This window comes from Streptomyces sp. NPDC012825, from assembly GCF_042900925.1.
In the GTDB taxonomy this organism is placed as follows: Bacteria; Actinomycetota; Actinomycetes; order Streptomycetales; family Streptomycetaceae; genus Streptomyces.
In genome coordinates, this window is sequence record NZ_JBIBBZ010000002.1 from 461403 (window position 1) to 486751 (window position 25349).

Genomic DNA, 25349 nt, shown 5'->3' on the forward strand with positions numbered 1-25349 from the left:
TATGCACCATGGAAACGACGCGGCAAACGCCGTTCACTCACAGGTGCGTCGGCTCGAACATCCGCAGCAGGGCCGGGAGGACGACCACCGAGGGGCCGGGGGTCGCGAGGGACTTCGCGAGGTCGGCGGCCAGGGTGTCGGGGGTGGTGAGGACGCCGGGGACGCCGAAGGACTCGGCGAGGGCGACGAAGTCCGGGCGGGTCAGCTCGGTGCCGGTGGCCTCGCCGTACGCGTCGGTCATGTACGCGCGCAGGATGCCGTAGCCCCCGTCGTCCACGATCAGCCACGTCACGTCGAGCCCGTGCTGCTTCGCCGTGGCCAGCTCCGCGAGCGAGTACATCGCGCCGCCGTCGCCGGAGACCGCCAGGACCGGCTGGGAGGGGTCGGCGACGGCCGCGCCGAGGGCGGAGGGGAAGGCGTAGCCGAGGCCGCCGGCGCCCTGGGCGGAGTGCATGGTGTTCGGGTGCCGGGCGTCGAAGGCCGACCACGCCCAGTACGCGAGGATCGTCATGTCCCAGAAGCTCGGCGCCCGGGCCGGGAGCGCCTCGCGCACGGCGGCGACGACCCGCTGCTCCAGGTCGAGGTCCTGGGCCGCGATCCGGTCCCGGACCCGGCCGAGGACGGCCGCGACCCGCTCGGGGGCGGTCGGGTCGGTGCGCTCCCCGACCGTCTCCAGGATCGTCTGGAGCGCGAGCCGGGCGTCGGCGTGGATGCCGAGCGCCGGGTGGTTGGACTCCAGCTTCCCCGCGTCCGCCTCGATCTGGATCACCCGGCCGCGCGGGGCGAAGGTGTGGTAGTTCGAGGACAGCTCGCCGAGCCCGGAGCCGACGACGAGGAGGACGTCGGCGTCCTCCAGGAAGTCGGTGGTGTGCCGGTCCTCCAGCCAGGACTGGAGGGACAGCGGGTGCTTCCAGGGGAAGGCGCCCTTGCCGCCGAAGGTGGTGACCACGGGCGCGTCGATCCGCTCGGCCAGGGCCCGCAGCTTCCCCGACGCGTCGGAGCGGACGACCCCGCCGCCCGCGATGATCACCGGCCGTTCGGCGTGCGCGAGGAGGTGCGCCGCCACCGCCGTCAGCTCGGGGCGCGGCACGACCTCCTCGGGGGTCGCGTCCATCGCGGTGACCACCGGCAGCGTCGTCTCCGCCGTGAGCACGTCCTGCGGGATCTCCACCCAGACGGGCCCGTGCGGGGCGGTGAGCGCCGACTCCCAGGCGGCGGCGATCGCGGAGGGGATCTGGGACGGCGTACGGGCCGTGTGGACGGACTTCACGACGTCCCGGAAGGAGGCCTGCTGGTCGCGCAGCTCGTGCAGGTGGCCGCGCCGCCCGCCGCCGAGCCCGGCCGTCGGGACCTGACTGGCGATGGCGACGACCGGCGCCGAGGCGGCGGCCGCCTCCTGGAGCGCGGCGAGCGACAGGAGCGCGCCGGGCCCGGTGGAGAGCAGCAGCGGGGCCGCTTCGCCGGTGATCCGGCCGTACGCGTCGGCGGCGAAGCCCGCGTTGTTCTCGACCCGCAGGCCCACGTACCGCAGCGGGGAGCGGCGCAGTGCGTCGAACACCCCGAGCGCGTGCTGCCCCGGGAGCCCGAAGAGGGTGGTCGCGCCGAGCCCGGAGAGGGTCTCGACGACGAGGTCCCCGCCGGTCCGCCCCGGGGGCGGGTTCAGGGCCGCCTCGATCTGGGCGGGCGTGGGGCGCAGGACCAGGTCGTGGTCGTGGGTCATGGCGGGTCCCTCGGGGCGGTGGCGGAGTCGGTCGGGGGGGGGGCCGGGGCGGGCCCCCCCCCCCCGGCCCCCCGGGGGGGGGGGGGGGGGGGGGGGGGGGGGGGGGGGGGGGGGGGGGGGGGGGGGGGGGGGGGGGCGGGGCGGGGGGGGGCCCCCCCCGACGGTCACCAGTGTCGCGCGGGGCGGGGGCGGGGCGGTCCGTGCCCCGCGCGGGACGGGGCCGTGCCCCGCCCCGCGATCCCCGCCCCGCGCGTCCGTCGGCTACTTCGCCGCGCGGCCGGCCGCGATCTGGCGGGACATGATCGTCGTCAGCTCGTACGCCGTGTGGGAGGCGGCGACGGCGGTGATCTCGGCGTGGTCGTAGGCCGGGGCGACCTCGACGACGTCGGCGGAGACCAGGTTGCAGGAGGACAGGCCGCGCAGGATCTCCAGGAGCTCGCGGGAGGTCATGCCGCCCGCCTCGGGGGTGCCGGTGCCGGGCGCGTGGGCCGGGTCGAGGCAGTCGATGTCGATGGAGATGTACAGCGGGCGGTCGCCGATGCGCTGGCGCAGCTGGTCGGCGACCTCGTCGGCACCGCGCCGGTAGACGTCGGCGGAGGTGACGATGCCGAAGCCCATCTTCTCGTCGTCGGTCAGGTCCTGCTTGCCGTACAGCGGGCCGCGGGTGCCGACGTGCGACAGCGCCTCGGTGTCGAGGATGCCCTCCTCGACGGCCCGGCGGAACGGGGTGCCGTGGGTGTACTCGGCGCCGAAGTACGTGTCCCAGGTGTCGAGGTGCGCGTCGAAGTGGAGCAGGGCGACCGGCCCGTGCTTCTTGGCGACCGAGCGGAGCAGCGGCAGCGCGATGGTGTGGTCGCCGCCGAGGGTCATCATGCGGGCGCCGGTGCCGAGGATCTCGTCGGCGGCGGCCTCGACGGTCTCGACGGCCTCGTTGATGTTGAACGGGTTGGCGGCGATGTCACCGGCGTCCGCGACCTGCGCGAGGGCGAACGGGGAGGCGTCCTGCGCCGGGTTGTAGGGACGCAGGAGACGGGAGGCCTCGCGGATGGCGTTGCCGCCGAAGCGGGCGCCGGGCCGGTAGGAGACGCCGCTGTCGAAGGGGACGCCGACCACGGCGACGTCGGCGGTGCCGACCTCGTCGAGCCGCGGCAGCCGGGCGAACGTCGCGGGACCGGCGTACCGCGGGACGCGGGACGAGTCGATCGGGCCGCGGAAGGCGTTCTGGTCGCTGCTGCTCATGGTCGGGTCCTCCTGGGGGCGAGGGGGTTTTCCGGCATGGTTCTCCGGATCGGTTCTCCGGCACGACGGTAGGCGCCGGAAAAGCACCACAGAAGTGTACGTTCCCTCCACTCTACGATCCGATGATGTACGAAGGGTCCATGACGACGAGTTCCGCGCACCCCGCCGCCACTCCCCCGGCCCCGCCGGTCCCGCTCGCCGCGCTGCTCGCCCGCCGGGATCTGGGCCTGCGGCTGCTCGCCGGACCCGGGGACGTACCGCTGCACTGGGTGCACACCTCGGAGATGGCCGATCCGTACCCGTACCTGCTCGGCGGCGAGCTCCTGATGACGGCGGGGGTGCAGCTCACCGACCCGGCGCGGTACGTGGAGCGGGTGGTGGAGGCGGGGGCGGCGGCGCTGGCGTTCGGGGTGACGCCGGTGTACGACACGGTCCCGGCGGACCTGGTCGAGGCCTGCGCCGGCCACGGCCTCCCGCTCCTGGAAGTACCGCCGCGCACCCCGTTCACGGCGGTGGCGCGGGCCGTGTGGCGGCTGATGGCGGAGGCCCGGCTGCACGAGCTGCGCCGGGTCACGGAGGCGCAGCGGTCCCTGGCGACGGCGGCGGCCCGTCCGGCCCCGGTCCCGGCGGTCCTCGGCGCGCTCGCCGCCCGGCTCGGTGGCCGGGCGGTCCTGCTCACCCCGGACGGCACGGAGTCGGCGGCGGCCGGCCGGGAGGTCCCGGCGGAGGCGTCCCGGGCGCTGCGGGAGCTGGCGGGGGTCCTGGGCCCGCGCCCCGGCACACCGCCCTCGGCGGGCGGAGAAGGCGGAGGTACGCGCCCCGGCGGCCCTTCCTCGGCGGGTGGCGAGAGCGGGGGCCTGCGCCTGGCCGCGTACGCCCTGGGCGGCGGCGACGGTCTGATCCTGGGGGTGGCGACGGACCGGCGGGACCCCGGCGACCACACGATCACGGGCGTCGCGGTGGTCCTGCTCTCCCTCCTGACGGCCCCGCACCGGGGCGCGGACGCGGCGGCCCGGGACGGGGCCCTGGTCCGGCTGCTCCTGGGCGCCTCCCCGGCGGAGGCGGCGTCCGCCCTGGACCCGGGTCCGTGGACGGTGGTCCACGCGCGGGGCGGCGACGGCACCCCGTTCGCGACGGCGGACCTGGCGGCGGCGCTGGGGACGGCGCTGGTGGCCTCCGGCACCGGGGCGGAGGCCCTTGGGGAGGCAGGAGCGGCCCGTGTCTCCGGGGCGGCCCCCGCCTCCGTACGACTCCTTCTGCCCGCGTCTTCCGCCGTCACCGCTCGACCGGGCTGGTTTCTCGGCGTCTCCGCCCCGGCCGCGGCGGCGGACCTCCCCGCCGCCGACCGGCAGGCGGCCCGGGCCCTGCACCGGGCGGAGGCGACCAGGAGGCCCCTGGTCCGCCACCGCCCGGGCGGCCTCGCGTCCCTCGTGGACCCCGACGAGGCCGCCGCCCACGCCCGGACCCTCCTCGCCCCCCTGAACGAACCCCTCAGGGAGACCCTCCGCGCCTGGCTCTCCCTGCACGGCAGCTGGGACCGGACGGCGGTGGCCCTGGACGTCCACCGCAACACCGTCCGCCAGCGCATCACCCGCTGCGCGGCCCTTCTCGACCGGGACCTGGACGACCCGGACGTACGGATGGAGCTGTGGTTCGCGCTCGGGTGAGGGCTCACTCTTCGGGGTGCTCGGCGCGGACGGCCGCCGCCACCGGCCGCGCGCCCCGGCTCCGCGCGACCCGGTGGACCTCGCGCAGGGACTCCGCCAGGCGGACGACGACGCAACGGAGTCGCTCGGGGGTCGCCGACCGGTCACCCAGCAGGTCGTCGACGTGCCCGAGAAGATCGGCGGCCATGCCGAGCTGCACGCTCCCGACGTCGTCGGCGACGCGGGAGACGTACCCCTCGCCGTCACCGACGAGGTAGCAGGGCTTGCCCTCGGCGTCACCACCTACACCTACGACGCCCGCGACCGGATCACCAAGACCGACACCTACGTCTACGACAGCCAGGGCCGCCTGTCCGGGGTCGAACCCCACAACCCCGACCAGGGCACCTTCTTCACCCGGTACTGCTACGACGAGGCCGGCGACGAGACCTCCGCCGCACCCGCCGGCGGCACCACCCGCACCGGCGAGACCTGGACCGACCACGGCCGGCTGAAGTCCATCACCACCGCCGGTACCACCCGGGCCCTGACCCACGCGGGTACCGACTGCCTCACCGACGCCACCGGCAACGTCCTGGGCCTGGTCGACGAGGCGGGCAAGCGCACCCACACCCACGCCTACACCGCCTACGGCACCGACTACAGCGACCCGGTCGAGTCCTTCTCCCAGCCCTACCGCTACGCCGGCGCCTACCTCGACCCCACGGGCCTGTACAAGATGGGCGCCCGCTACTACGACCCCACCGGACTGCCGAGTCCTGATGGCGCAGTGGATGCCCTCAGGAACGCCGGTGGTCTCATCGGCGCAGGCGCCCACCAGGCCCTGACCGCGGCCCGGGCCCACGGCATCGTGCAGGCCTGCCTGACCCGGCAGATCCTTGTCCTCGCCGACCGCGCCTACCAGGGCATCCGGCGAACGCGCCTTCGCACAGCTGAAGTCTTGGCGGATCCCCCGACGGGCCCGATGCTCCACCCGGCGCACCGGCACCATCATCCAGGCCGTACACGCGCTGCCGAACTGCAACTATTCAGGATGGAAAGAGCTAGTGCCCGTACGACCCGTCCCTCCAGCCCCTGGGCTGAGCAGACCGACTCGGGACCGGCCGAGGGCAGCATCACTCAGCTCCCTCGGGAAGAAGACGTGGTGCGAGTCGTCAGCCTCGCACCCGGCGCCGGCGGGCGGTCGCGGCGTCGCAGAGGGCGGGCCAGAGCTTCGTCAGCCACGGTTCCATCCTCCCGGAAGGCGGCAGCCCCGGGGGCAAGGAGTCGTGCAGGCGGGCCGTCTCGGGCTCCAGGGTCCTGGAGCGCACCAGGGTTTCCGGTTCCCTCCCCTCCGGCACGGCCGCCGAGACGCTCCGGAGGAACATGACGTTGGCCGTCACGAGCCAGTGGGGCCAGTGGTCCGTTCCCGTCACGCCCGAGGAGCCGCTGTTTCCCGTGGCGAGGGCCCAGGGGTCGGGGGCCAGGAACCTCACCTCCCCCACGCCGGTGAAGGACGCCGCGGCCGTACACATCGAGCAGGGTTCCTGAGTGCTCCACAGGGTCAGGGCTTCCAGGCCCCACTCGGTCCGGGCCGCCCCCAGCGCGTTCATCTCGGCGTGCGCGAGCGGTGTCCCGCGCAGAGGACCGGCGCCGGGGCCGTCGTCGTACGCACGGTTGCGGCCTTCGGCCAGCACGGACCCGTCCGGGTCCGTGAGGACCGCCCCCACGGCCAGCCCGCCGGCCGTCAGCGCCTCGTACGCCAGCGCCAAGCAGCGTCTGACCGCCTCGGGCGCTGCCGCCCACTCCTCGTCGAAGCTCTCCATGATCCGCAACCTCTCACATCGCCGGATCCGGAACCCCTCGTGAGGAAAAGGCGGCAGCGGAGGAGCGTCAGGGCCAGAGCTTGTTCACGGCGGTCGTGGTGGTCTTCCGGAAGGCCGTCAGCGGGGCGTCCTTCAGGTCGCCCATCTGCCCCCAGCGGACGAGGGTGACGGTGCGGCCGTCGCGGCCGACCGAGAAGAGGTGGATGTCGGTGGCGCCGATCTGCGGGTCGGCGGTGTCCAGACTGTAGACCCAGGCGCCCTCCTCGACGGCGAGCTTGCCGTGGTACGCGCTGACGGCGTTCAGGCCCGGGTTCTGCTGCTCGAGCAGAGGGCCGCAGCCGGCGAGGGACTTGCGGAGGGTGTCGACCAGCTTCACGGCGTCGGCCTCGGTGCGGGCGACGGTGGTGACCTGGACACCGTTGGTGTCGAGCTCGGTGCTGAACTCGCGGTAGCGGGTGTTCTGCGCCGGGATCTTGTACGGGGCGCAGAGGACGCCGCCGTTCTCGGGGACGCCGGTGAAGATCTGCGTGGCGGTCCACGGCGTCGACGACGGCGGCATCTGGGAGGCCGCGAGGAAGGCGGGCTGGGCGGCGGCCTGCGCCGGGGCCGTGGCGAGGGCCGCGAGGCCCAGGGCGGCAGCGGCGGCGGTGGCGAGTGCGGTACGGAGCCTGTTCATGGTGGTGGATCCCCCGTCGGGTCGTTCGGTCAGTGCTCCACCAGCGTCGGGGGCGGCGCCCGCCGGCCGCAACGGTGACGCGCCCGCCCTCCGTCCCGGAACCATTCCACCCCCGCTGACGTGCAAGGACGTAAGAGGTGGGACGTAGAGGCCAGGGGGATGGAATGCCGAAGGACGCCGCCGTCGGGGAGTTCGCACGGCTCGTGCGCGCGCTGAAGGCGCGGGACGGGAGGAGTTACGAGGCACTGGGCCGGCGCCTGAGCGTCGGCGCGTCCACCCTCCACCGCTACTGCTCCGGCGCGACCGTCCCGGAGGAGTTCACCGTGGTCGACCGCCTCGCCCTGCTGTGCGGGGCGGACGAGGAGGAGCGGCGGGTCCTGGCGGCGGCCTGGACGGAGGCGGACCGCGCCCGCCGCCGGGCGGCTCCGCCCGTACCCGCGCCCGTACCTCCGCCCGCACCCACGCCTGTGCCGTCCGCGCCGGAGCCGAGCCCTGCACCCGAACCGACCGCGCCGGACCCGAACCCGGACCCCGAACCGACCGCGCCGGACCCGAGCCCGGACCCCGAACCGACCGCGCCGAACCCGGACCCCGAACCGTCCGCGCCCCACCCCCGTCCCCGCCGCACCCCCTCCCTCCCCGCCCCCCTCCTCGTCGCCGGAGCCGTCGTCCTCGTCGTGCTCGCCCTCGCCGCCGCCCTCCTCGGCCGCCCCTCCCGCACGCCTTCCGCCCCCGCCATCGCACCCACCCCCGCCTCCGCACCCGCTCCCTCTCCTCAGAAGGAGCAGCCCGTCCCCTTCACCTGGACCGTCGGCTCCCAGCTCTGGCAGGGCGGCTGCGGGCACACGTACCTCGTGGACCGGGCCCCGCGCGCGGTCGCCCCGCCGCCGGTCACGGCCGACGCCGGGGCGTGGGCGGGGGCGCACGGAGCCGTGCACGGCGGGGAGACGCTGGTGCGGGCCACGGTCCAGGGCCGTTCGCCGTCCACCGCCGTCGTCCTCCACGCCCTGCACGTCCGCGTGGTCGGCCGGGCCGCGCCGCCGCCGTGGAACGCGTACCGGACGGGCAGCGGCTGCGGCGGCGCCGTCACCCCGCGCCACTTCGCCGTGGACCTCGACCGGCCGCGCCCGCTCGCCCGGCCCGTCGACGGGCGCGACGCCTCCGGCGACGAGCCCCGGACGATTCCGGCCGTCTCCTTCCCGTACAAGGTCACCGCCTCCGACCCCGAGGAGCTGCTGATCTCCGCGCGGACGGCGGGCTGCGACTGCCGCTGGTACCTGGAGCTCGAATGGAGCAGCGGGGAGCGGTCGGGAACGGTAAGGATCACGGACGGCGGGAAGCCCTTCCGTACGAGTGGGACCGCGGGGAGGCCGACGTACGCGTACGACACCGTCGAAGGGCGCTGGATCACAGACGCGGAGTCTGGACAGAGCGGGTGACCGGTGGGTAACTTCGACGGATACAGGCTGAGCAAGCGCTTAGGCACACGCCCGGGCGTCGGAGCGACCGGCCGGACCAGGACAGGAACCGAAGGAGGCGGCTCGTGCGCCGTACCGTATTCAACGAGGACCACGAGGCGTTCCGGGACACCATCCGGGCCTTCATCGAGGCCGAGGTCGTCCCGGTCTACGACGAGTGGTTCGCGGCCGGCCAGGCGCCCCGCGACTTCTACTACAAGCTCGGCGAGCTGGGCGTCTTCGGCATCAACGTGCCCGAGGAGTTCGGCGGCGCGGGCCTGGACACCCACAAGTTCGAGGCCGTCCTCTACGAGGAGACCGCGCGCGCGGGCGTCCAGTTCGGCGGCTCCGGCGTCCACGTCCTGCTGGCCCTGCCGTACCTGAAGATGCTGGCCACCGAGGACCAGAAGAAGCGCTACCTGCCGAAGTTCGTCTCCGGCGAGGAGATGTGGGCGCTCGCCATGACCGAGCCGGGCACCGGCTCCGACGTCGCGGGCATGAAGACCACCGCCAAGCTCTCCGAGGACGGCACCCACTACGTCCTCAACGGCGCCAAGACCTTCATCACCGGCGGCGTCCACGCCGACCGCGTGATCGTCTGCGCCCGCACCTCCGCCCCGTCGGCCGAGGACCGCCGCTTCGGCATCTCCCTCTTCGCCGTGGACACGAAGTCCGAGGGCTACTCGATCGGCCGCAAGCTCGACAAGCTGGGCCTGCGCACCTCCGACACCGCCGAGCTGGCGTTCGTCGACGTGAAGGTCCCCGTCGAGGACCTGCTCGGCGAGGAGGGCAAGGGCTTCTCGTACCTCGGCCACAACCTGGCCTCCGAGCGCTGGGGCATCGCCTTCGGCGCCTACGCCCAGGCCAAGGCCGCCATCCGGTTCGCCAAGGAGTACGTCCAGGACCGCACGGTCTTCGGCAAGCCGGTCGCGTCCTTCCAGAACACCAAGTTCGAGCTGGCCGCCTGCCAGGCCGAGGTCGACGCGGCCGAGGCCGTCGCGGACCGCGCCCTGGAGGCCCTGGACGCGGGCGAGCTGACCCCGGCCGAGGCCGCGAGCGCCAAGCTGTTCTGCACCGAGGTCGCCCACCGCGTCATCGACCGCTGCCTCCAGCTGCACGGCGGCTACGGCTACATGAACGAGTACCCGATCGCCCGCCTGTACGCCGACAACCGCGTCAACCGCATCTACGGCGGCACCAGCGAGATCATGAAGTCGATCATCGCGAAGTCGATGGGCCTGTAGGTCCCGGTGCCCGAAGCGCACGGTGCCCTGGACGCCCTGCTCGATCTGCTCGACCTGGAGCCGATCGAGCGGGACATCTTCCGGGGCCGGTCCCGGTCCGCGCTCGTCCCCCGCGTCTTCGGCGGCCAGGTGGCCGCCCAGGCGCTGGTGGCGGCGGGCCGGACCGTGCCCGAGGACCGCTGGGCGCACTCCCTGCACGCGTACTTCCTGCGCCCCGGCGACCCCGGCGCGCCGATCGTGTACTCGGTCGACCGCATCCGGGACGGCCGCTCCTTCACCACCCGCCGGGTCGTCGCCGTCCAGCACGGCCAGCCGGTCTTCCACCTCTCCGCCTCCTTCCAGGCGTACGAGGAGGGGCTCGACCACCAGGCGGACATGCCGGCCGCGCCGGACCCGGAGTCGCTGCCGACGGCCGCCGAGACGCTGCCCCGGCACCTGCCGGCGGAGGTCGCCGAGCGCCTCCTGGAGGCACGGGCGGCGGTGGACCTGAGGTACGTGGACACCCCGCCGTGGGGCTCGGTCGGGGAGCCGCGCGAACCGCGCTCGCAGGTGTGGTTCCGCACCCACGGCAAACTGGCCGACGACCCGCTCCTGCACGTCTGCCTGGCGACGTACGTCTCCGACATGACGCTGCTCGACTCCGTCCTGCTCGCACACGGGCGGGGCGGCTGGGCCGTCGGGGACGTGGTGGGGGCCTCCCTCGACCACGCGATGTGGTTCCACCGGCCCTTCCGGGCCGACGAGTGGCTCCTGTACGACCAGGAGTCCCCCTCCTCGGGCGGCGGGCGCGGCCTCGGCCAGGCCAGGATCTGGACGCGGGACGGGAGGCTGGCCATCTCGGTCATCCAGGAGGGTGTCGTTCGCGTGCCCCGCCCGTGACCGGGCATACGTTCCGACCATGGGACGAGAGGCGAAGGACGGGACGGACGGCGGGAAGAGCGGGAACGGCGAGAGCACCTTCACCGTGCTCGTGGCGGCGGGGGCGAACCTCGGGATCGCCGTCGCCAAGGCCGTGGCCGGTCTCATCAGCGGGTCGAGCGCGATGCTGTCGGAGGCGGCCCACTCCCTCGCGGACACCGTCACCGAGGTCATGCTGCTCACCGCGCTCAGACGGAGCGGGAAGCCGGCCGACGAGGACCATCCGGTCGGGTACGCGGGCGAGCGGTACGTCTGGGCGATGCTGGCGGCCGTCGCCACCTTCGTCGGCGGCGCGGTCTTCTCGATCTACGACGGGATCCACACCCTCACCCACGGCGAGGAGCTGGGCGACCCGCTCGTCTCGTACGTCGTCCTCGCCGTCGCCTTCGTCCTGGAGGGCTTCTCGCTGCGGACCGGCGTCCGGCAGGTCCGGGCCGAGGCGAAGGAGCGGGGGACGCCCTTCCTCACCTATCTGCGGCGCACCCCCGACACCACCGTCAAGGCGGTCGTCCTGGAGGACTCGGCCGCCCTCGCCGGACTGCTGCTCGCGGCGGGCGGCCTGCTCGGCGGGCAGCTGACCGGCTCCGGCGTCTGGGACGGCGTCGCCTCGATCCTCATCGGCACCCTCCTCGTGTACGTGGCCTGGGTGCTCGGCCGCTCCAACGCCGAGCTGCTCGTCGGCCGCCCGCTGCCGAGGGAGATGCGGGACGCCGTGCGCGCGGAGCTGCTCTCCGTCCCTCAGGTCGCGGACGTGGTCGACCTGACGACCCTCATCCAGGGGCCGGGCGAGGCCCTGGTCGCCGCGAAGATCGACTTCCGGGACGGGGTCCCGGCCGAGGAGGTCGAGTGGGCCTGCGAGGAGGCCGAGGAACGGCTCCGCGCGCGCGTGCCGGCGGTCCGCCGGGTCTACCTGGACCCGACGCCGGGCCGGGGACGGCGCGGACGGGGATGAGCCCGTGGAGCCGTGTGCCCCCTGCTCAGCCCAGGCCGGCCGCGTCGAGCAGGTACGCCGTCATCGGCTCGTAGTAGCGGGGGTCCAGGACGTGGTCGTCGAGCGGGATCGTGACCTGCATGGTGCCCTCGGCCTCGCCCAGGAAGAGGGCGGGGTCGTTGCAGTCCGCGTACCCGACGGAGTCGATGCCGCGCTGGCCCGCGCGCCCGGCCCAGCCGTGGTCCGCGACCACCAGGTCGGGCGCGGGCTCGCCGAGCACCTCCAGGCCGTCCAGGATCGCGTTCATCGGCTCCGGGGAGTGGGTGTGCCAGAGGCTGGCGCCCCGCTCGAAGACGGCGACGTCGGCGAACTGCACGACGTACCCCTCGTCCGCGATCAGGCCGCCGGGGATGCGGACGACGTCGCAGCCCCGGGCGCGCAGCGCGGCCGCGACCCGGCTGTGGACGTCGATGAGGGCGCCGGGGTGACCGGTCGCGAAGAGGACCCGCTCCCGCCCCTCGGCGGCCTTGCGCAGCCGGGCGGCCGCGCGGTCGAGGGCGTCCACGGTCAGCTCGGGGTCGATGGTGTCCTGGCCGGTCCGGTGGGCCGGGTCGTCGACGACGCCGCACCGCTCGGCCATCACGGCGAGCACGTCCTGCTCGTCGGCCCAGCGGTCCCCGAGCTCCAGGCCGAGCCAGTAGTGCCGGTCGCCGTTGGCGAGTTTCCGGTAGTGGGAGAGGTTGTTGTCGCGCGGCGTGGCGACGTCTCCCGCGATCCGGGTGCGGACGAGGTGCTCGACGAGGGCGGGGCGGCTGAGTATCGGCATGGCACTCATTCTGTCCGAGCCCCGGGGGCGGCGGGGGCGGGATTCCGCCTCTCGGACGACCGGGGCCATGGCGCCCTCTACGGGGTCGCGAGCGCCCCGAAGGCCCCGTGGGCGAGGCGCCGCAGGAGTTCCTCCATGGGGCGGCGGCCGAGGGCGGCCAGGTGGGGGGTGGAGTTGAGGAGGCCGAAGACGGCGTGGACGGCGGTACGGGCCTCGCTCTCGGAGGCGTCCGGGTACAGCTCGCGGACCGTCGCCACCCACAGCTCGACGTACTGCCGCTGGAGCTTGCGCACCCGTTTGCGGTCCTCGTCCTTGAGCCGGTCCAGCTCCCGGTCGTGGAGGGTGATCAGGGGCCGGTCGTCGAGGGCGAAGTCGATGTGCCCGTCGATGAGGGAGCCGAGCAGGGCCCGGGCGTCGCCGCCCGCCTCCCCGACCCGCAGCCGGCCGCCGTCGAGGAGCCGCTCGCTGATGCCGACGAGCAGCTCGGCGAGCATCGCGTCCTTCCCGGGGAAGTGCCGGTAGAGCCCGGGGCCGCTGATGCCGACGGCGGCCCCTATCTCGTCCACGCCCACGCCGTGGAACCCGCGCTCGGCGAAGAGGCGGGCGGCCTCCTTGAGGATCTGCTCGCGCCGCGTGGGGGCGTCGGTCCTGCCGGTGGCGGTGGTAGTCGTGGCCATACGCCAATCCTAGACAACCCGGTTAGCGGTCGTTAACCTGTGCGCCATACGTTAACGCTCATTAACCGGACGGCTCGTAACCGGACGGCTCGTAACCGAACGGCTCATTAACCGAACGGCTCGTTAACCGGACAAGGGAGATCGGTCGATGCAGCAGGCACCCGTGCTGTCGAGTGCGGCGGATCCCGCCTCGCCGGCCTGGCAGGCGAACGAGGCCGCGCACCACGAGCTGGCCGCGACCCTGCGCGCCAAGCTCGCGGCGGCCGCGCTGGGCGGGGGCGAGAAGTCCCGGGCGCGGCACACCGCACGCGGCAAGCTGCTCCCCCGGGACCGGGTGGACACGCTCCTCGACCCGGGCTCGCCGTTCCTGGAGCTGGCCCCGCTCGCGGCGAACGGCATGTACGGCGACCAGGCCCCGGCCGCCGGCGTCATCGCGGGCATCGGGCGGGTCTCGGGCCGCGAGTGCGTGATCGTCGCGAACGACGCGACCGTCAAGGGCGGCACGTACTACCCGATGACGGTGAAGAAGCACCTCAGGGCGCAGGAGGTGGCGCTGGAGAACCGTCTTCCCTGCCTCTACCTGGTCGACTCCGGCGGCGCCTTCCTGCCGATGCAGGACGAGGTCTTCCCCGACCGGGAGCACTTCGGCCGCATCTTCTACAACCAGGCCCGGATGTCCGGCGCCGGGATCCCGCAGATCGCGGCCGTCCTCGGCTCCTGCACGGCCGGCGGCGCGTACGTCCCCGCGATGAGCGACGAGGCCGTGATCGTGCGGAACCAGGGCACGATCTTCCTCGGCGGCCCGCCCCTGGTGAAGGCCGCGACCGGTGAGGTCGTCACGGCCGAGGAGCTGGGCGGCGGCGAGGTCCACTCCCGGATCTCCGGCGTCACCGACCACCTCGCCGAGGACGACGCCCACGCCCTGCGGATCGTCCGCAACATCGTCGCCACGCTCCCGGAGCGCGGCCCGCTCCCCTGGTCGGTCGAGCCGGCCGAGGAGCCGAAGGTCGACCCGTACGGGCTGTACGGAGCCGTGCCCGTCGACTCCCGCACCCCATACGACGTGCGCGAGGTGATCGCCCGGGTCGTGGACGGCTCGCGCTTCCAGGAGTTCAAGGCCGAGTACGGGCAGACCCTCGTCACCGGCTTCGCCCGCATCCACGGGCACCCGGTCGGGATCGTCGCCAACAACGGCATCCTCTTCGCCGAGTCCGCCCAGAAGGGCGCGCACTTCATCGAGCTGTGCGACCAGCGCGGCATCCCGCTGGTGTTCCTCCAGAACATCACCGGCTTCATGGTCGGCAAGGCGTACGAGCACGGCGGCATCGCCAAGCACGGCGCCAAGATGGTCACGGCCGTGGCCACCACCCGGGTCCCGAAGCTGACCGTGGTCGTCGGCGGCTCGTACGGCGCGGGCAACTACTCGATGTGCGGCCGGGCGTACTCCCCCCGCTTCCTGTGGATGTGGCCCAACGCCAAGATCTCGGTCATGGGCGGCGAGCAGGCCGCCTCCGTCCTCGCGACCGTCAAGCGCGACCAGCTCGGCGACGACTGGAGCGCGGCGGAGGAAGAGGCCTTCAAGGCCCCGATCCGCGAGCAGTACGAGACCCAGGGCAGCGCCTACTACGCGACCGCGCGGCTGTGGGACGACGGGGTCATCGACCCGCTGGAGACCCGGCAGGTCCTCGGCCTCGCCCTGACCGCCTGTGCCAACGCGCCCCTGGGTGACCCCCAGTTCGGCGTCTTCCGGATGTGAGGGGTTCTCGGAGCATGTTCGACACCGTTCTTGTGGCCAACCGGGGCGAGATCGCGGTCCGCGTCATCCGCACCCTGCGGGAGCTCGGCGTGCGCTCGGTCGCCGTGTACAGCGACGCCGACGCCGACGCCCGGCACGTGCGGGAGGCGGACACGGCGGTGCGGATCGGTCCGCCGCCGGCCGCCGAGTCGTACCTGTCCGTGCCCGCGCTGCTGGACGCGGCCCGGCGCACCGGCGCGCAGGCCGTCCACCCCGGCTACGGCTTCCTCGCCGAGAACGCCGGGTTCGCGCGGGCCTGCGCCGAGGCGGGGCTCGTCTTCATCGGCCCGTCCGCCGAGGCCATCGCCCTGATGGGCGACAAGATCCGGGCGAAGGAGACCGTGAAGGCGGCGGGCGTGCCCGTCGTCCCGGGCGCCGCCGACCCCGAACTGGCCCAGGCCGCCCGCGAGCTGGGCGCGCCCGTGCTGCTCAAGCCCAGCGCGGGCGGCGGCGGCAAGGGCATGCGGCTGGTGCGGGACCTGGCGGTCCTGGACGAGGAGATCGCGGCGGCCCGGCGCGAGGCGCGCGCCTCCTTCGGCGACGACACGCTCCTCGTGGAGCGGTGGATCGACGGGCCCCGGCACATCGAGATCCAGGTCCTCGCCGACACCCACGGGAACGTGGTGCACCTCGGCGAGCGCGAGTGCTCGCTCCAGCGACGTCACCAGAAGATCGTGGAGGAGGCGCCGAGCGTCCTGCTCACCCCGGAGCTCCGGGCGGCGATGGGCGCGGCGGCGGTGGAGGCGGCCCGGTCCTGCGGCTACGTGGGCGCGGGCACGGTCGAGTTCATCGTCCCGGGCGGCGACCCCGCCGCGTACTGCTTCATGGAGATGAACACCCGGCTCCAGGTCGAGCACCCGGTGACCGAGCTGATCACCGGCGTCGACCTGGTGGAGTGGCAGCTGCGGGTCGCCGCCGGCGAGCCGCTGCCCTTCGCGCAGGAGGACGTCCGGCTGGACGGCTGGGCGGTGGAGGCGCGGATCTGCGCCGAGGACCCCTCCCGCGGCTTCCTGCCATCGGGCGGCACGGTCCTGGCCCTGAACGAGCCGCAGGGCGGCGGGGCGCGTACGGACTCGGGTCTGAGCGAGGGCACGGAGGTCGGCAGCCTCTACGACCCGATGCTGTCGAAGGTCATCGTGCACGCCCCGGACCGCCCCACGGCCCTGCGCCGTCTGCGCGCGGCCCTCGCGGACACGGTCACCCTGGGCGTCCCGACGAACGCGGGCTTCCTGCGCCGTCTCCTCGCCCACCCGGACGTGGTCTCCGGAAACCTGGACACCGGCCTGGTGGAGCGCGAGGCGGACGGCCTGGTCCCCAAGGACGTCCCCGCCGAGGTGTACGCGGCGGCGGCGGCCGTACGGCTCGCGGGGCTGGCCCCGGCGCCCCGGGACGGCTGGACGGACCCCTTCTCGGTGCCCAGCGGCTGGCGCCTGGGCGGTGCTCCGAACCCGCCGGCCTTCCCCGTACGCGTACCGGGCCTCGAACCGGTGACGGCGGAGGCGCCGGCCGGCGCCCGGGTCACGGACGCCTCCGTGACGGTCGTCGTGGACGGGGTCACCCACCGCTTCCACCGGGCCGGCGCCTGGCTGGGCCGGGACGGCGACTCCTGGCACGTGCTCGACCACGACCCGGTCGAGGCCGCGCTCGGCGGCGCCCGGCACGGCGGGGCCGACACGCTGGCCGCGCCGATGCCCGGCACCGTGACCGTGGTGAAGGTGTCCGTCGGGGACGAGGTCGAGGCCGGGCAGAGCCTGCTCGTCGTCGAGGCGATGAAGATGGAGCACGTCATCTCCGCCCCGCACGCCGGCAGCGTCACCGAGCTGGACGTCACGCCCGGCACCGCCGTCGCCATGGACCAGGTCCTGGCCGTCGTCACCCCGCGCGAGACCTCCGGGGAGGACGCGTGACCACCGGACTGCCCATGACCGTCCCCGGCGCCGGACTCCCGGCCCGGGTGCGGATCCACGAGGTGGGGGCCCGGGACGGCCTCCAGAACGAGAAGACGGCCGTCCCGACGGAGGTGAAGGCGGAGTTCGTGCGCCGCCTCGCCGCCGCCGGGCTCGGCACCGTCGAGGCGACCAGCTTCGTGCACCCCAAGTGGGTGCCCCAACTGGCCGACGCCGAGGACCTGTTCCCGCTGGTCCGCGACCTACCGGTCCGTCTGCCGGTCCTGGTGCCGAACGAGCGGGGGCTCGACCGGGCACTCGCGCTCGGCGCCCGGGAGATCGCCGTCTTCGCCTCGGCCACCGAGTCCTTCGCGAAGGCCAACCTCAACCGGACCGTGGACGAGGCCCTCGCCCTCTTCGCACCGACCGTCGTCCGGGCCGTGGAGGCCGGTCTGAAGGTCCGCGGCTATCTGTCGATGTGCTTCGGCGACCCCTGGGAGGGCCCGGTCCCGGTCGAGCAGGTCGTCCGGGTCACCCAGGCCCTCGCCGACATGGGCTGCGACGAGCTGAGCCTCGGCGACACCATCGGCGTCGCGACCCCGGGGCACGTCGAGGCCCTGCTCACCGCGCTGAACGAGGCGGGCATCCCCACCTCCCGCCTCGCCGTGCACTTCCACGACACCTACGGGCAGGCCCTGTCCAACACCCTGGCCGCGCTGCGGCACGGGGTGACCACGGTCGACGCCTCCGCGGGCGGCCTCGGCGGCTGCCCGTACGCGAAGAGCGCGACCGGCAACCTCGCCACCGAGGACCTCGTGTGGATGCTCGACGGCCTCGGCATCGAGACCGGGGTCGATCTGGCCGCCCTCACCGCCACGAGCGTGTGGATGGCCGAACAACTGGGCCGGCCCAGCCCGTCCCGTACCGTCCGCGCCCTCTCCCACAAGGAGTGAACAGTCCCATGTCCCTCGACCACCGGCTCTCCGCCGAGCACCAGGAACTCCGCCGCACCGTCGAGGAGTTCGCGCACGACGTGGTGGCCCCGAAGATCGGGGACTACTACGAGCGGCACGAGTTCCCGTACGAGATCGTCCGCGAGATGGGCCGCATGGGCCTGTTCGGGCTGCCGTTCCCCGAGGAGTACGGCGGCATGGGCGGCGACTACCTGGCCCTCGGGATCGCCCTGGAGGAGCTGGCCCGGGTCGACTCCTCCGTGGCCATCACCCTGGAGGCGGGCGTCTCGCTGGGCGCGATGCCGCTGCACCTGTTCGGCACCGAGGAGCAGAAGCGGGAGTGGCTGCCGCGCCTGTGCGCGGGCGAGATCCTGGGCGCGTTCGGCCTGACCGAGCCCGGCGCGGGCTCGGACGCGGGCGGCACCCGCACGACGGCCGTCCGCGACGGCGACGAGTGGGTGATCAACGGCTCGAAGTGCTTCATCACCAACTCCGGTACGGACATCACGGGTCTGGTGACGGTCACGGCGGTCACCGGCCGCAAGCCCGACGGGCGCCCGCTGATCTCCTCGATCATCGTCCCCTCCGGCACCCCGGGCTTCACGGTCGCGGCCCCGTACTCCAAGGTCGGCTGGAACGCCTCGGACACCCGCGAGCTGTCCTTCGCCGACGTGCGGGTCCCGGTGGGGAACCTGCTCGGCGAGGAGGGCCGGGGGTACGCGCAGTTCCTCCGCATCCTGGACGAGGGCCGGGTCGCCATCGCGGCGCTCGCGACGGGCCTCGCGCAGGGCTGTGTGGACGAGTCCGTGAAGTACGCGAAGGAACGTCACGCCTTCGGCCGCCCGATCGGCGACAACCAGGCCATCCAGTTCAAGATCGCGGACATGGAGACCCGGGCGCACATGGCCCGCATCGGCTGGCGGGACGCGGCCTCGCGCCTGGTCCTGGGCGAGCCGTTCAAGAAGGAGGCGGCCATCGCGAAGCTGTACTCCTCCACGGTGGCGGTGGACAACGCCCGCGAGGCGACCCAGATCCACGGCGGCTACGGCTTCATGAACGAGTACCCGGTGGCCCGGATGTGGCGGGACTCGAAGATCCTGGAGATCGGCGAGGGCACGAGCGAGGTCCAGCGGATGCTGATCGCACGGGAGTTGGGCCTGTCGGGCTGATCTCCCCGGGCCGATCCCGCAGGACCGGGGCCCGCCGTTCCCCCGACGGGGGCGGCGGGCTCCCGTGCGTCCGGGGCACCCCTGTTCGATCGGGGAATGTGAGGTTAGGCTAACCTACGTTCGCCGCCCGCCGAGGCGGTCCGCGCCCGTACCGAAAAGGTGTCCGCCCCATGACGCTCACCGAGACAGCCCCCTTCCGGTTCTTCTCGCTCCGGGTCGACCGGACGCGGCGGCTCGGCCCGTCCCTGGTCCGGGTCACCTTCGCCGGGGAGGACCTGAAGGACTTCGCCGCCGGCGGCCGCGACCAGTCCCTCTCCCTCTTCCTGCCGCACCCCGGCCAGGAGGCCCCCGTCCTGCCGCCCCTGGGCGGACGGGACATGTACGCGGTCCTCGGCGCCTGGCGGGCGATGCCCCACGAGGAGCGGGCCGTGATGCGCTCGTACACCGTCCGGGAGCAGCGCACCGGACCGGACGAGATCGACATCGACTTCGCGCTCCACGAGGACGGCGGGCCCGCCTGCCGCTGGGCCGGGAGCGCCGGGCCCGGCGACCGGGTGGCCGTCCTCGGCCCCGCCGTGGCCGACAACACGGCCGTCCGCTTCCGGCCGCCCGAGGACGCCGACTCCGTCGTGGTCTGGGCGGACGAGACGGCCCTCCCGGCGGCCTCGGCGATCCTGGAGTGGCTGCCGGCCGGGACCCGCGCCCGGGTCTTCCTGGAGGTGCCGCACTCCGGCGACCGGACCGCACTGCCGACCGCCGCCGACGCCGAGGTCACCTGGCTCGTACGGGAGGAGGGGGCGCCGTCCGCCGTGGACGCGGTGCGCGGCGCCGTACTGCCCGGCGCGTTCCCGTACGTCTGGATCGCGGGCGAGTCGGGGTCGGTGAAGGCGCTGCGGCGGCACTTCGTGCGCGAACGCGGGCTCGACCGGCGCCGGGTGACGTTCGTCGGCTACTGGCGCAGGGGGCTGTCCGAGGACGCCCTGCGCGAGGTGCCGGACGAGACGCGCGAGGACGCGGCCCGGGACGAGACGCGGGCCTCCGTTCCCGCGCCCGTGCCCGCCCCTGCCACCGTGCCCGTACCCGTACCCGTCCCCGCCCGCGCTCCCGCCCCGGCCCTCGCCTCCGTGCCGGCGCCCGCTCTTCCCGCCGCGTAACCCACGTCACTCAAACCGGCCTCGACCGGGCCGGTTTGAGGGTGCTCACCGCAAAAAAATTAGGTTAGGCTTACCTATATTCCACTGATCGCGTGCTCCGGCGATCCTCCACGTCCTCCCCAGCGTTCCCTCCCGAAAGGGTCCCCACATGCGCTCCCACCTGCTCAACGGCACCACGGCGGAGAGCTATCGTCGCTCCGTCACCGAAGGCGTCGGGCGGGTGGCGGACAAACTCGCCTCGGTACGGGGGCCGTTCACCGGCACGACCCCCGCCGAGCTGGCCCCCGTCATCGACGCCGTCGACCTCGACCGGCCGCTCGGGGACGTCTCCGCCGCCCTGGACGAGCTGGAGGGCGTCTACCTCCGCGACGCCGTCTACTTCCACCACCCGCGCTACCTGGGCCACCTGAACTGCCCGGTCGTCATCCCCGCCGTCGTCGGCGAGGCCGTCCTCTCGGCCGTCAACTCCTCCCTGGACACCTGGGACCAGAGCGCGGGCGGCACCCTCATCGAGCGGAGGCTGATCGACTGGACCGCCGGCCGGGCCGGCTTCGGGCCCGCCGCCGACGGCGTGTTCACCAGCGGCGGTTCGCAGTCCAACCTCCAGGCCCTGCTCCTGGCCCGCCAGGAGGCCAAGACCGACGACCTGTCGAAACTCCGGATCTTCGCCTCCGCGTGCAGCCACTTCAGCGTCCAGAAGTCGGCCGGTCTCCTCGGCCTCGCCGCCGGCGCCGTCGTCTCCGTCCCGGTCGACGCGGACAAGCGGATGCGGTCCACCGCCCTCGCCGCCGAACTGGCCGCCTGCCGCGCCGAGGGCCTGGTCCCGATGGCGATCGTGGCCACCGCCGGCACCACCGACTTCGGCTCCATCGACCCGCTGCACGAGATCGCCGCCCTGGCCGGCGAGTACGGCGCCTGGATGCACGTCGACGCCGCCTACGGCTGCGGACTGCTCGCCTCCCCCACCCGCCGCCACCTCCTGGACGGCGTCGAGCGGGCCGACTCGGTCACCGTCGACTTCCACAAGTCCTTCTTCCAGCCCGTGAGCTCCTCCGCGCTCCTGGTCCGCGACGGCGCCACCCTGCGCCACGCGACGTACCACGCGGACTACCTCAACCCGCTCCGCACGGTCGCCGAGAAGATCCCGAACCAGGTCGACAAGTCCCTCCAGACCACCCGCCGCTTCGACGCGCTCAAGCTCTGGATGACCCTCCGGGTGATGGGCGCCGACGGCGTCGGCGGCCTCTTCGACGAGGTCTGCGACCTGGCCCGGCGGGGCTACGACCTGCTCGCCGCCGACCCCCGCTACGACGTCGTGGTCGAGCCGAGCCTCTCCACGCTCGTCTACCGCTACGTCCCCGCCGGAGACGCCGACCCCGAGGCCGTCGACCGCGCCAACCTGCACGCCCGCAAGGCCCTGTTCGCCTCGGGCGAGGCCGTCGTCGCCGGGACCAGGGTCGACGGCCGCCAGTACCTCAAGTTCACCCTGCTCAACCCCGAGACCACCACGGCCGACATCGCGGCCGTCCTCGATCTGATAGCCGGCCACGCCGAGCAGTACCTGGGAGAGAACCTTGTCCACGCCTGAGAGGGCCACACCCGAGACGGCCGTACGCGACACGGCTCGGATCCACGACTTCGTCGGCATCGGACTCGGTCCGTTCAACCTCGGCCTCGCCTGCCTGACCGAGCCGATCGGCGAACTGGACGGCGTCTTCCTGGAGTCGAAGCCGGACTTCGAGTGGCACTCCGGAATGTTCCTGGAGGGCGCCCACCTCCAGACCCCGTTCATGTCGGACCTGGTCACCCTCGCGGACCCGACCTCGCCGTACTCCTTCCTCAGCTACCTGAAGGAGAAGGGCCGCCTGTACTCGTTCTACATCCGGGAGAACTTCTACCCGCTGCGGACCGAGTACGACGACTACTGCCGCTGGGCCGCCGGCAAGCTCACCTCGGTCCGCTTCTCCACCACGGTCACCGCCGTCACCTTCGACGAGGCCGCCGAGGTGTACGAGGTGGCCACCGAGGGCGGCACGACCTACCGCGCCCGCCGGATCGTCCTGGGCACCGGCACCCCGCCGCACGTCCCCGAATCCTGCCGGGACCTCGGCGGCGACCTGATCCACAACTCGCGCTACCTGCCGAACAAGGCGGAGCTCCAGAAGAAGAAGTCGATCACCCTGGTCGGCAGCGGCCAGAGCGCCGCCGAGATCTACTACGACCTCCTGAGCGAGATCGACGTCCACGGCTACCGGCTCAACTGGGTGACCCGCTCCCCGCGCTTCTTCCCGCTGGAGTACACCAAGCTCACCCTGGAGATGACGTCCCCGGAGTACGTGGACTACTTCCACGCGCTGCCCGAGCGGACCCGCTACCGCCTGGAGACCGAGCAGAAGGGCCTCTTCAAGGGCATCGACGGCGAGCTCATCAACGCCATCTTCGACCTGCTCTACCAGAAGAACCTGAACGGCCCCGTGCCCACCCGGCTCCTGACCAACTCCGCGCTGCACACCGCCGCGTACGACGGGGAGAGCGGCACGTACGCGCTCGGCTTCCGCCAGGAGGAGCAGGAGAAGGACTTCACCCTGGAGACCGACGGCCTGATCCTGGCCACCGGCTACAGGTACAGCGTCCCCGCCTTCCTGGAGCCGGTCCGCGACCGCCTCCGCTGGGACGGGCAGGGCCGCTTCGACGTGGCCCGCGACTACGCGATCGACACGACGGGACGCGGCGTCTTCCTGCAGAACGCCGGCGTCCACACCCATTCGATCACCTCGCCCGACCTGGGCATGGGCGCGTACCGCAACGCCCGCATCATCGCCGCGATGCTGGGACACGAGTACTACCCCGTCGAGAAGACCATCGCCTTCCAGGAGTTCGCCGTATGACCGTCCGTTTCCGCCCGCTCGACCCCGTCCAGGACGCGGAGCTGCTCCACGGCTGGGTCACCCACCCCAAGGCCGCCTTCTGGATGATGCAGGACGCGAGCCGGGAGGACGTCGTGCGCGAGTACTCCGCCATCGTCGCGAACCCGCACCACGAGGCGTTCATAGGCCTGGTCGACGGGGTCCCCGCGATCCTCATGGAGCGCTACGACCCGGCCCACCTGGAGCTGGTCGGCCTCTACGACCCGCGGCCGGGCGACGTCGGCATGCACTTCCTGGTCGCGCCCACCGACACCCCCGTGCACGGCTTCACCCGCAAGGTGATCACGGCCGTGATGGCGGAGCTGTTCGCCGACCCGGAGACCGCCCGCGTGGTCGTCGAGCCCGACGTCGCCAACAAGGCCGTCCACGCGCTCAACGCGGCCGTGGGCTTCGTGCCCGAGTGCGAGATCCAGAAGCCGGAGAAGAGGGCGCTGCTGAGCTTCTGCACCCGGGAGCAGTTCGAGGCCGCCGTGGGAGCCGCCGCGTGAGCACCGCTGCGCACACCGACCCCGTCGCCCACCTCACCCCCGGGCGCTGGGCCGACGCCAACCGCGCCCTGATCCGCAAGGGCCTAGCCGAGTTCGCCCACGAGCGGCTGCTGAACCCGCGCGAGCTGGGCGACGACCGGTACGAGGTCCTGTCCGACGACGGCGCGACCGCGTACCGCTTCGCCGCCGACCGGTACGCCCTCGACCACTGGCAGATCGACCCGGCGTCGATCACCCGCCACCGGGGCGACGACGAACTCCCCCTGGACGCGCTGCTCTTCATCACCGAGCTGCGCGGCGCCCTGGGGCTGAGCGACGAGATCCTGCCGGTGTACCTGGAGGAGATCTCCTCCACCCTGTCCGGCACGGCCTACAAGGCGACCAAGCCTCAGGTGTCCTCCGCCGACCTGGCCCGCGCCGGTTTCCAGGCGATCGAGACCGGGATGACCGAGGGCCACCCCTGCTTCGTCGCCAACAACGGGCGGCTCGGCTTCGGCGTCGACGAGTACCGGGCGTACGCCCCCGAGGCCGCGAGCGGCATCCGCCTGATCTGGCTGGCCGCCCGCCGCGACCGGGCCGCCTTCACCGCCGGGGCGGGCATCGACTACGAGTCGTTCGTCCGCGCCGAGCTGGGCGACGCGGCGGTGGACGGCTTCGCGGCGACCCTGGCCGCCCGCGGCCTGGACCTCGCCGACTACCTCCTGATGCCGGCGCACCCCTGGCAGTGGTGGAACAAGCTGTCCGTCACCTTCGCCGCCGAGGTGGCGCAGGAGCGCCTGGTGTACCTGGGCGAGGGCGACGACACGTATCTGGCGCAGCAGTCGATCCGTACCTTCTTCAACACCTCGGACCCGGCCAGGCACTACGTGAAGACGGCCCTGTCGGTCCTCAACATGGGCTTCATGCGGGGGCTTTCGGCCGCGTACATGGAGGCGACCCCGGCGATCAACGACTGGCTGCACGACCTGATCGAGTCGGACTCCGTCTTCAAGTCGGCCGGCTTCTCGATCATCCGGGAGCGGGCGGCGGTCGGCTACCGGCACCTGGAGTACGAGGCCGCCACCGACCGCTACTCGCCCTACCGCAAGATGCTGGCCGCGCTCTGGCGCGAGTCGCCGGTGCCGTCCCTCGCGGAGGGCGAGCGCCTGGCGACGATGGCCTCGCTGCTGCACGTGGACCACGCGGACGCGTCCTTCGCGGGCGCGCTGATCGCGGAGTCCGGCGAGGAGCCGACGGTCTGGCTCCGCCGCTACCTGGACGCCTACCTCCTCCCGGTCCTCCACAGCTTCTACGCGTACGACCTGGCGTTCATGCCGCACGGCGAGAACGTGATCCTGGTCCTCGACGGGCGCGGCGGGGTCGCGCGGGCGATCTTCAAGGACATCGCCGAGGAGATCGTCGTCATGGACCCGGACGCGGTGCTGCCCCCGGCGGTGGAGCGGGTGCGGGCCGAGGTCCCGGAGGACATGAAGCTCCTCTCGGTCTTCACCGACGTCTTCGACTGCTTCTTCCGCTTCCTGGCGGCGACCCTCGCGGCGGAGGGCGTCCTCGACGAGGACGGCTTCTGGCGCACGGTCGCGGAGTGCGTGCGCGGCTACCAGGAGGAGCACCCGGAGTTCGCGGCCCGCTTCGAGCGGTACGACATGTTCGCGGAGACCTTCGCCCTGTCGGCCCTCAACCGCCTCCAGCTCCGCGACAACAAGCAGATGGTCGACCTCGCGGACCCGTCGGCGGCCCTCCAGCTCGTCGGCGACCTGACGAACCCGATCGCCCGCTTCGCCTGACCCGGGACCGGTGCGGGCCCCGACGGAGTACGG

General features: G+C 73.3%; 20 protein-coding genes and 3 pseudogenes. 16 read left to right on the forward strand and 7 right to left on the reverse strand.

What is annotated here, in order from left to right:
• Nucleotides 1-37: 37 nt before the first annotated feature.
• Nucleotides 38-1720: a thiamine pyrophosphate-binding protein gene (locus ACFY7E_RS07555; protein WP_389481805.1), complete on the reverse strand. Its 1683-nt coding sequence runs from the start codon at nt 1718-1720 to the stop codon at nt 38-40.
• A 261-nt stretch (nt 1721-1981) separates the two neighbouring features.
• The gene (gene speB / locus ACFY7E_RS07560) at nt 1982-2959 is read right to left on the reverse strand and encodes an agmatinase (protein ID WP_389481807.1); all 978 of its coding nucleotides are present in this window, start codon (nt 2957-2959) and stop codon (nt 1982-1984) included.
• A gap of 140 nt (nt 2960-3099) precedes the next feature.
• Between speB and ACFY7E_RS07565 the strand changes: the two genes are divergently transcribed.
• A complete protein-coding gene (locus tag ACFY7E_RS07565; RefSeq protein ID WP_389481810.1) occupies nt 3100-4626 on the forward strand; it encodes a PucR family transcriptional regulator ligand-binding domain-containing protein in 1527 nt (508 codons plus the stop codon).
• Nucleotides 4627-4630: 4 nt separating this feature from the next.
• Here ACFY7E_RS07565 and ACFY7E_RS07570 read toward each other — a convergent pair.
• Nucleotides 4631-4900 (reverse strand): annotated as a pseudogene (locus ACFY7E_RS07570) (hypothetical protein); the annotation flags it as partial.
• Nucleotides 4901-5434: 534 nt separating this feature from the next.
• On the opposite strand from ACFY7E_RS07570, the pseudogene ACFY7E_RS07575 reads away from it, so the two are divergent.
• Nucleotides 5435-5660 (forward strand): annotated as a pseudogene (locus ACFY7E_RS07575) (IS5/IS1182 family transposase); the annotation flags it as partial.
• A 120-nt stretch (nt 5661-5780) separates the two neighbouring features.
• On the opposite strand, the gene ACFY7E_RS07580 reads toward ACFY7E_RS07575, so the two are convergent.
• Nucleotides 5781-6335, reverse strand: coding sequence for a nucleoside deaminase (locus tag ACFY7E_RS07580; protein WP_389482233.1), 555 nt, complete (start codon nt 6333-6335; stop codon nt 5781-5783).
• Between ACFY7E_RS07580 and ACFY7E_RS07585 the strand changes: the two genes are divergently transcribed.
• On the forward strand, nt 6319-6474 hold the full coding sequence (locus ACFY7E_RS07585; protein ID WP_389482255.1) for a hypothetical protein: 156 nt from the start codon (nt 6319-6321) through the stop codon (nt 6472-6474). The two genes, ACFY7E_RS07580 and ACFY7E_RS07585, sit on opposite strands and share 17 nt — an antisense overlap.
• 24 nt (nt 6475-6498) lie before the next feature.
• Here the strand turns inward: ACFY7E_RS07585 and ACFY7E_RS07590 are convergent, their stop codons facing one another.
• Nucleotides 6499-7107, reverse strand: coding sequence for a hypothetical protein (locus ACFY7E_RS07590; RefSeq protein WP_389481812.1), 609 nt, complete (start codon nt 7105-7107; stop codon nt 6499-6501).
• Between the two features lie 164 nt (nt 7108-7271).
• On the opposite strand from ACFY7E_RS07590, the gene ACFY7E_RS07595 reads away from it, so the two are divergent.
• From ACFY7E_RS07595 to ACFY7E_RS07610, 4 genes are all read left to right on the forward strand, one after another.
• Nucleotides 7272-8546, forward strand: coding sequence for a helix-turn-helix domain-containing protein (locus ACFY7E_RS07595; RefSeq protein WP_389481814.1), 1275 nt, complete (start codon nt 7272-7274; stop codon nt 8544-8546).
• Nucleotides 8547-8650: 104 nt separating this feature from the next.
• Nucleotides 8651-9808, forward strand: a complete 1158-nt coding sequence (locus tag ACFY7E_RS07600; protein ID WP_389481816.1) for an acyl-CoA dehydrogenase family protein — start codon at nt 8651-8653, stop codon at nt 9806-9808.
• A gap of 6 nt (nt 9809-9814) precedes the next feature.
• On the forward strand, nt 9815-10687 hold the full coding sequence (locus ACFY7E_RS07605; RefSeq protein WP_389481818.1) for an acyl-CoA thioesterase: 873 nt from the start codon (nt 9815-9817) through the stop codon (nt 10685-10687).
• A 19-nt stretch (nt 10688-10706) separates the two neighbouring features.
• Complete coding sequence (locus ACFY7E_RS07610; protein WP_389481820.1) at nt 10707-11678, forward strand: cation diffusion facilitator family transporter; 972 nt, start codon at nt 10707-10709, stop codon at nt 11676-11678.
• 25 nt (nt 11679-11703) lie between these two features.
• On the opposite strand, the gene ACFY7E_RS07615 is transcribed toward ACFY7E_RS07610, so the two are convergent.
• Nucleotides 11704-12483 (reverse strand): phosphatase, encoded by a 780-nt coding sequence (locus ACFY7E_RS07615; RefSeq protein WP_383434791.1) that lies wholly within the window; start codon nt 12481-12483, stop codon nt 11704-11706.
• A gap of 77 nt (nt 12484-12560) precedes the next feature.
• Entirely contained in the window at nt 12561-13160 is a 600-nt protein-coding gene (locus ACFY7E_RS07620) for a TetR family transcriptional regulator (RefSeq protein WP_389481823.1), read from the reverse strand.
• A 148-nt stretch (nt 13161-13308) separates the two neighbouring features.
• Here ACFY7E_RS07620 and ACFY7E_RS07625 point away from each other — a divergent pair, with 148 nt between their 5' ends.
• The 9 genes and pseudogenes from ACFY7E_RS07625 to ACFY7E_RS07665 all read left to right on the forward strand — a co-directional run bounded on the left by ACFY7E_RS07625 (nt 13309) and on the right by ACFY7E_RS07665 (nt 25316).
• Nucleotides 13309-14916 (forward strand): carboxyl transferase domain-containing protein, encoded by a 1608-nt coding sequence (locus tag ACFY7E_RS07625; protein ID WP_389481826.1) that lies wholly within the window; start codon nt 13309-13311, stop codon nt 14914-14916.
• 14 nt (nt 14917-14930) lie between these two features.
• Complete coding sequence (locus ACFY7E_RS07630) at nt 14931-16862, forward strand: biotin carboxylase N-terminal domain-containing protein (RefSeq protein ID WP_389481828.1); 1932 nt, start codon at nt 14931-14933, stop codon at nt 16860-16862.
• Between the two features lie 14 nt (nt 16863-16876).
• A complete protein-coding gene (locus ACFY7E_RS07635) occupies nt 16877-17794 on the forward strand; it encodes a hydroxymethylglutaryl-CoA lyase (protein WP_389482236.1) in 918 nt (305 codons plus the stop codon).
• An 8-nt stretch (nt 17795-17802) separates the two neighbouring features.
• Entirely contained in the window at nt 17803-18963 is a 1161-nt protein-coding gene (locus tag ACFY7E_RS07640; RefSeq protein ID WP_389481830.1) for an acyl-CoA dehydrogenase family protein, read from the forward strand.
• 170 nt (nt 18964-19133) lie between these two features.
• Nucleotides 19134-19964: pseudogene (locus ACFY7E_RS07645) on the forward strand (siderophore-interacting protein); the annotation flags it as partial.
• A gap of 301 nt (nt 19965-20265) precedes the next feature.
• Complete coding sequence (locus ACFY7E_RS07650) at nt 20266-21705, forward strand: pyridoxal phosphate-dependent decarboxylase family protein (RefSeq protein ID WP_389481832.1); 1440 nt, start codon at nt 20266-20268, stop codon at nt 21703-21705.
• A complete protein-coding gene (locus tag ACFY7E_RS07655; RefSeq protein WP_389481835.1) occupies nt 21692-23005 on the forward strand; it encodes a lysine N(6)-hydroxylase/L-ornithine N(5)-oxygenase family protein in 1314 nt (437 codons plus the stop codon). The genes ACFY7E_RS07650 and ACFY7E_RS07655 overlap by 14 nt, the downstream gene beginning before the upstream one ends.
• The gene (locus tag ACFY7E_RS07660; RefSeq protein WP_389481838.1) at nt 23002-23532 is read left to right on the forward strand and encodes a GNAT family N-acetyltransferase; all 531 of its coding nucleotides are present in this window, start codon (nt 23002-23004) and stop codon (nt 23530-23532) included. Before ACFY7E_RS07655 ends, ACFY7E_RS07660 begins: the two co-directional genes overlap by 4 nt.
• Complete coding sequence (locus ACFY7E_RS07665) at nt 23529-25316, forward strand: IucA/IucC family protein (RefSeq protein ID WP_389481840.1); 1788 nt, start codon at nt 23529-23531, stop codon at nt 25314-25316. Before ACFY7E_RS07660 ends, ACFY7E_RS07665 begins: the two co-directional genes overlap by 4 nt.
• The last annotated feature ends 33 nt before the right edge of the window (nt 25317-25349 follow it).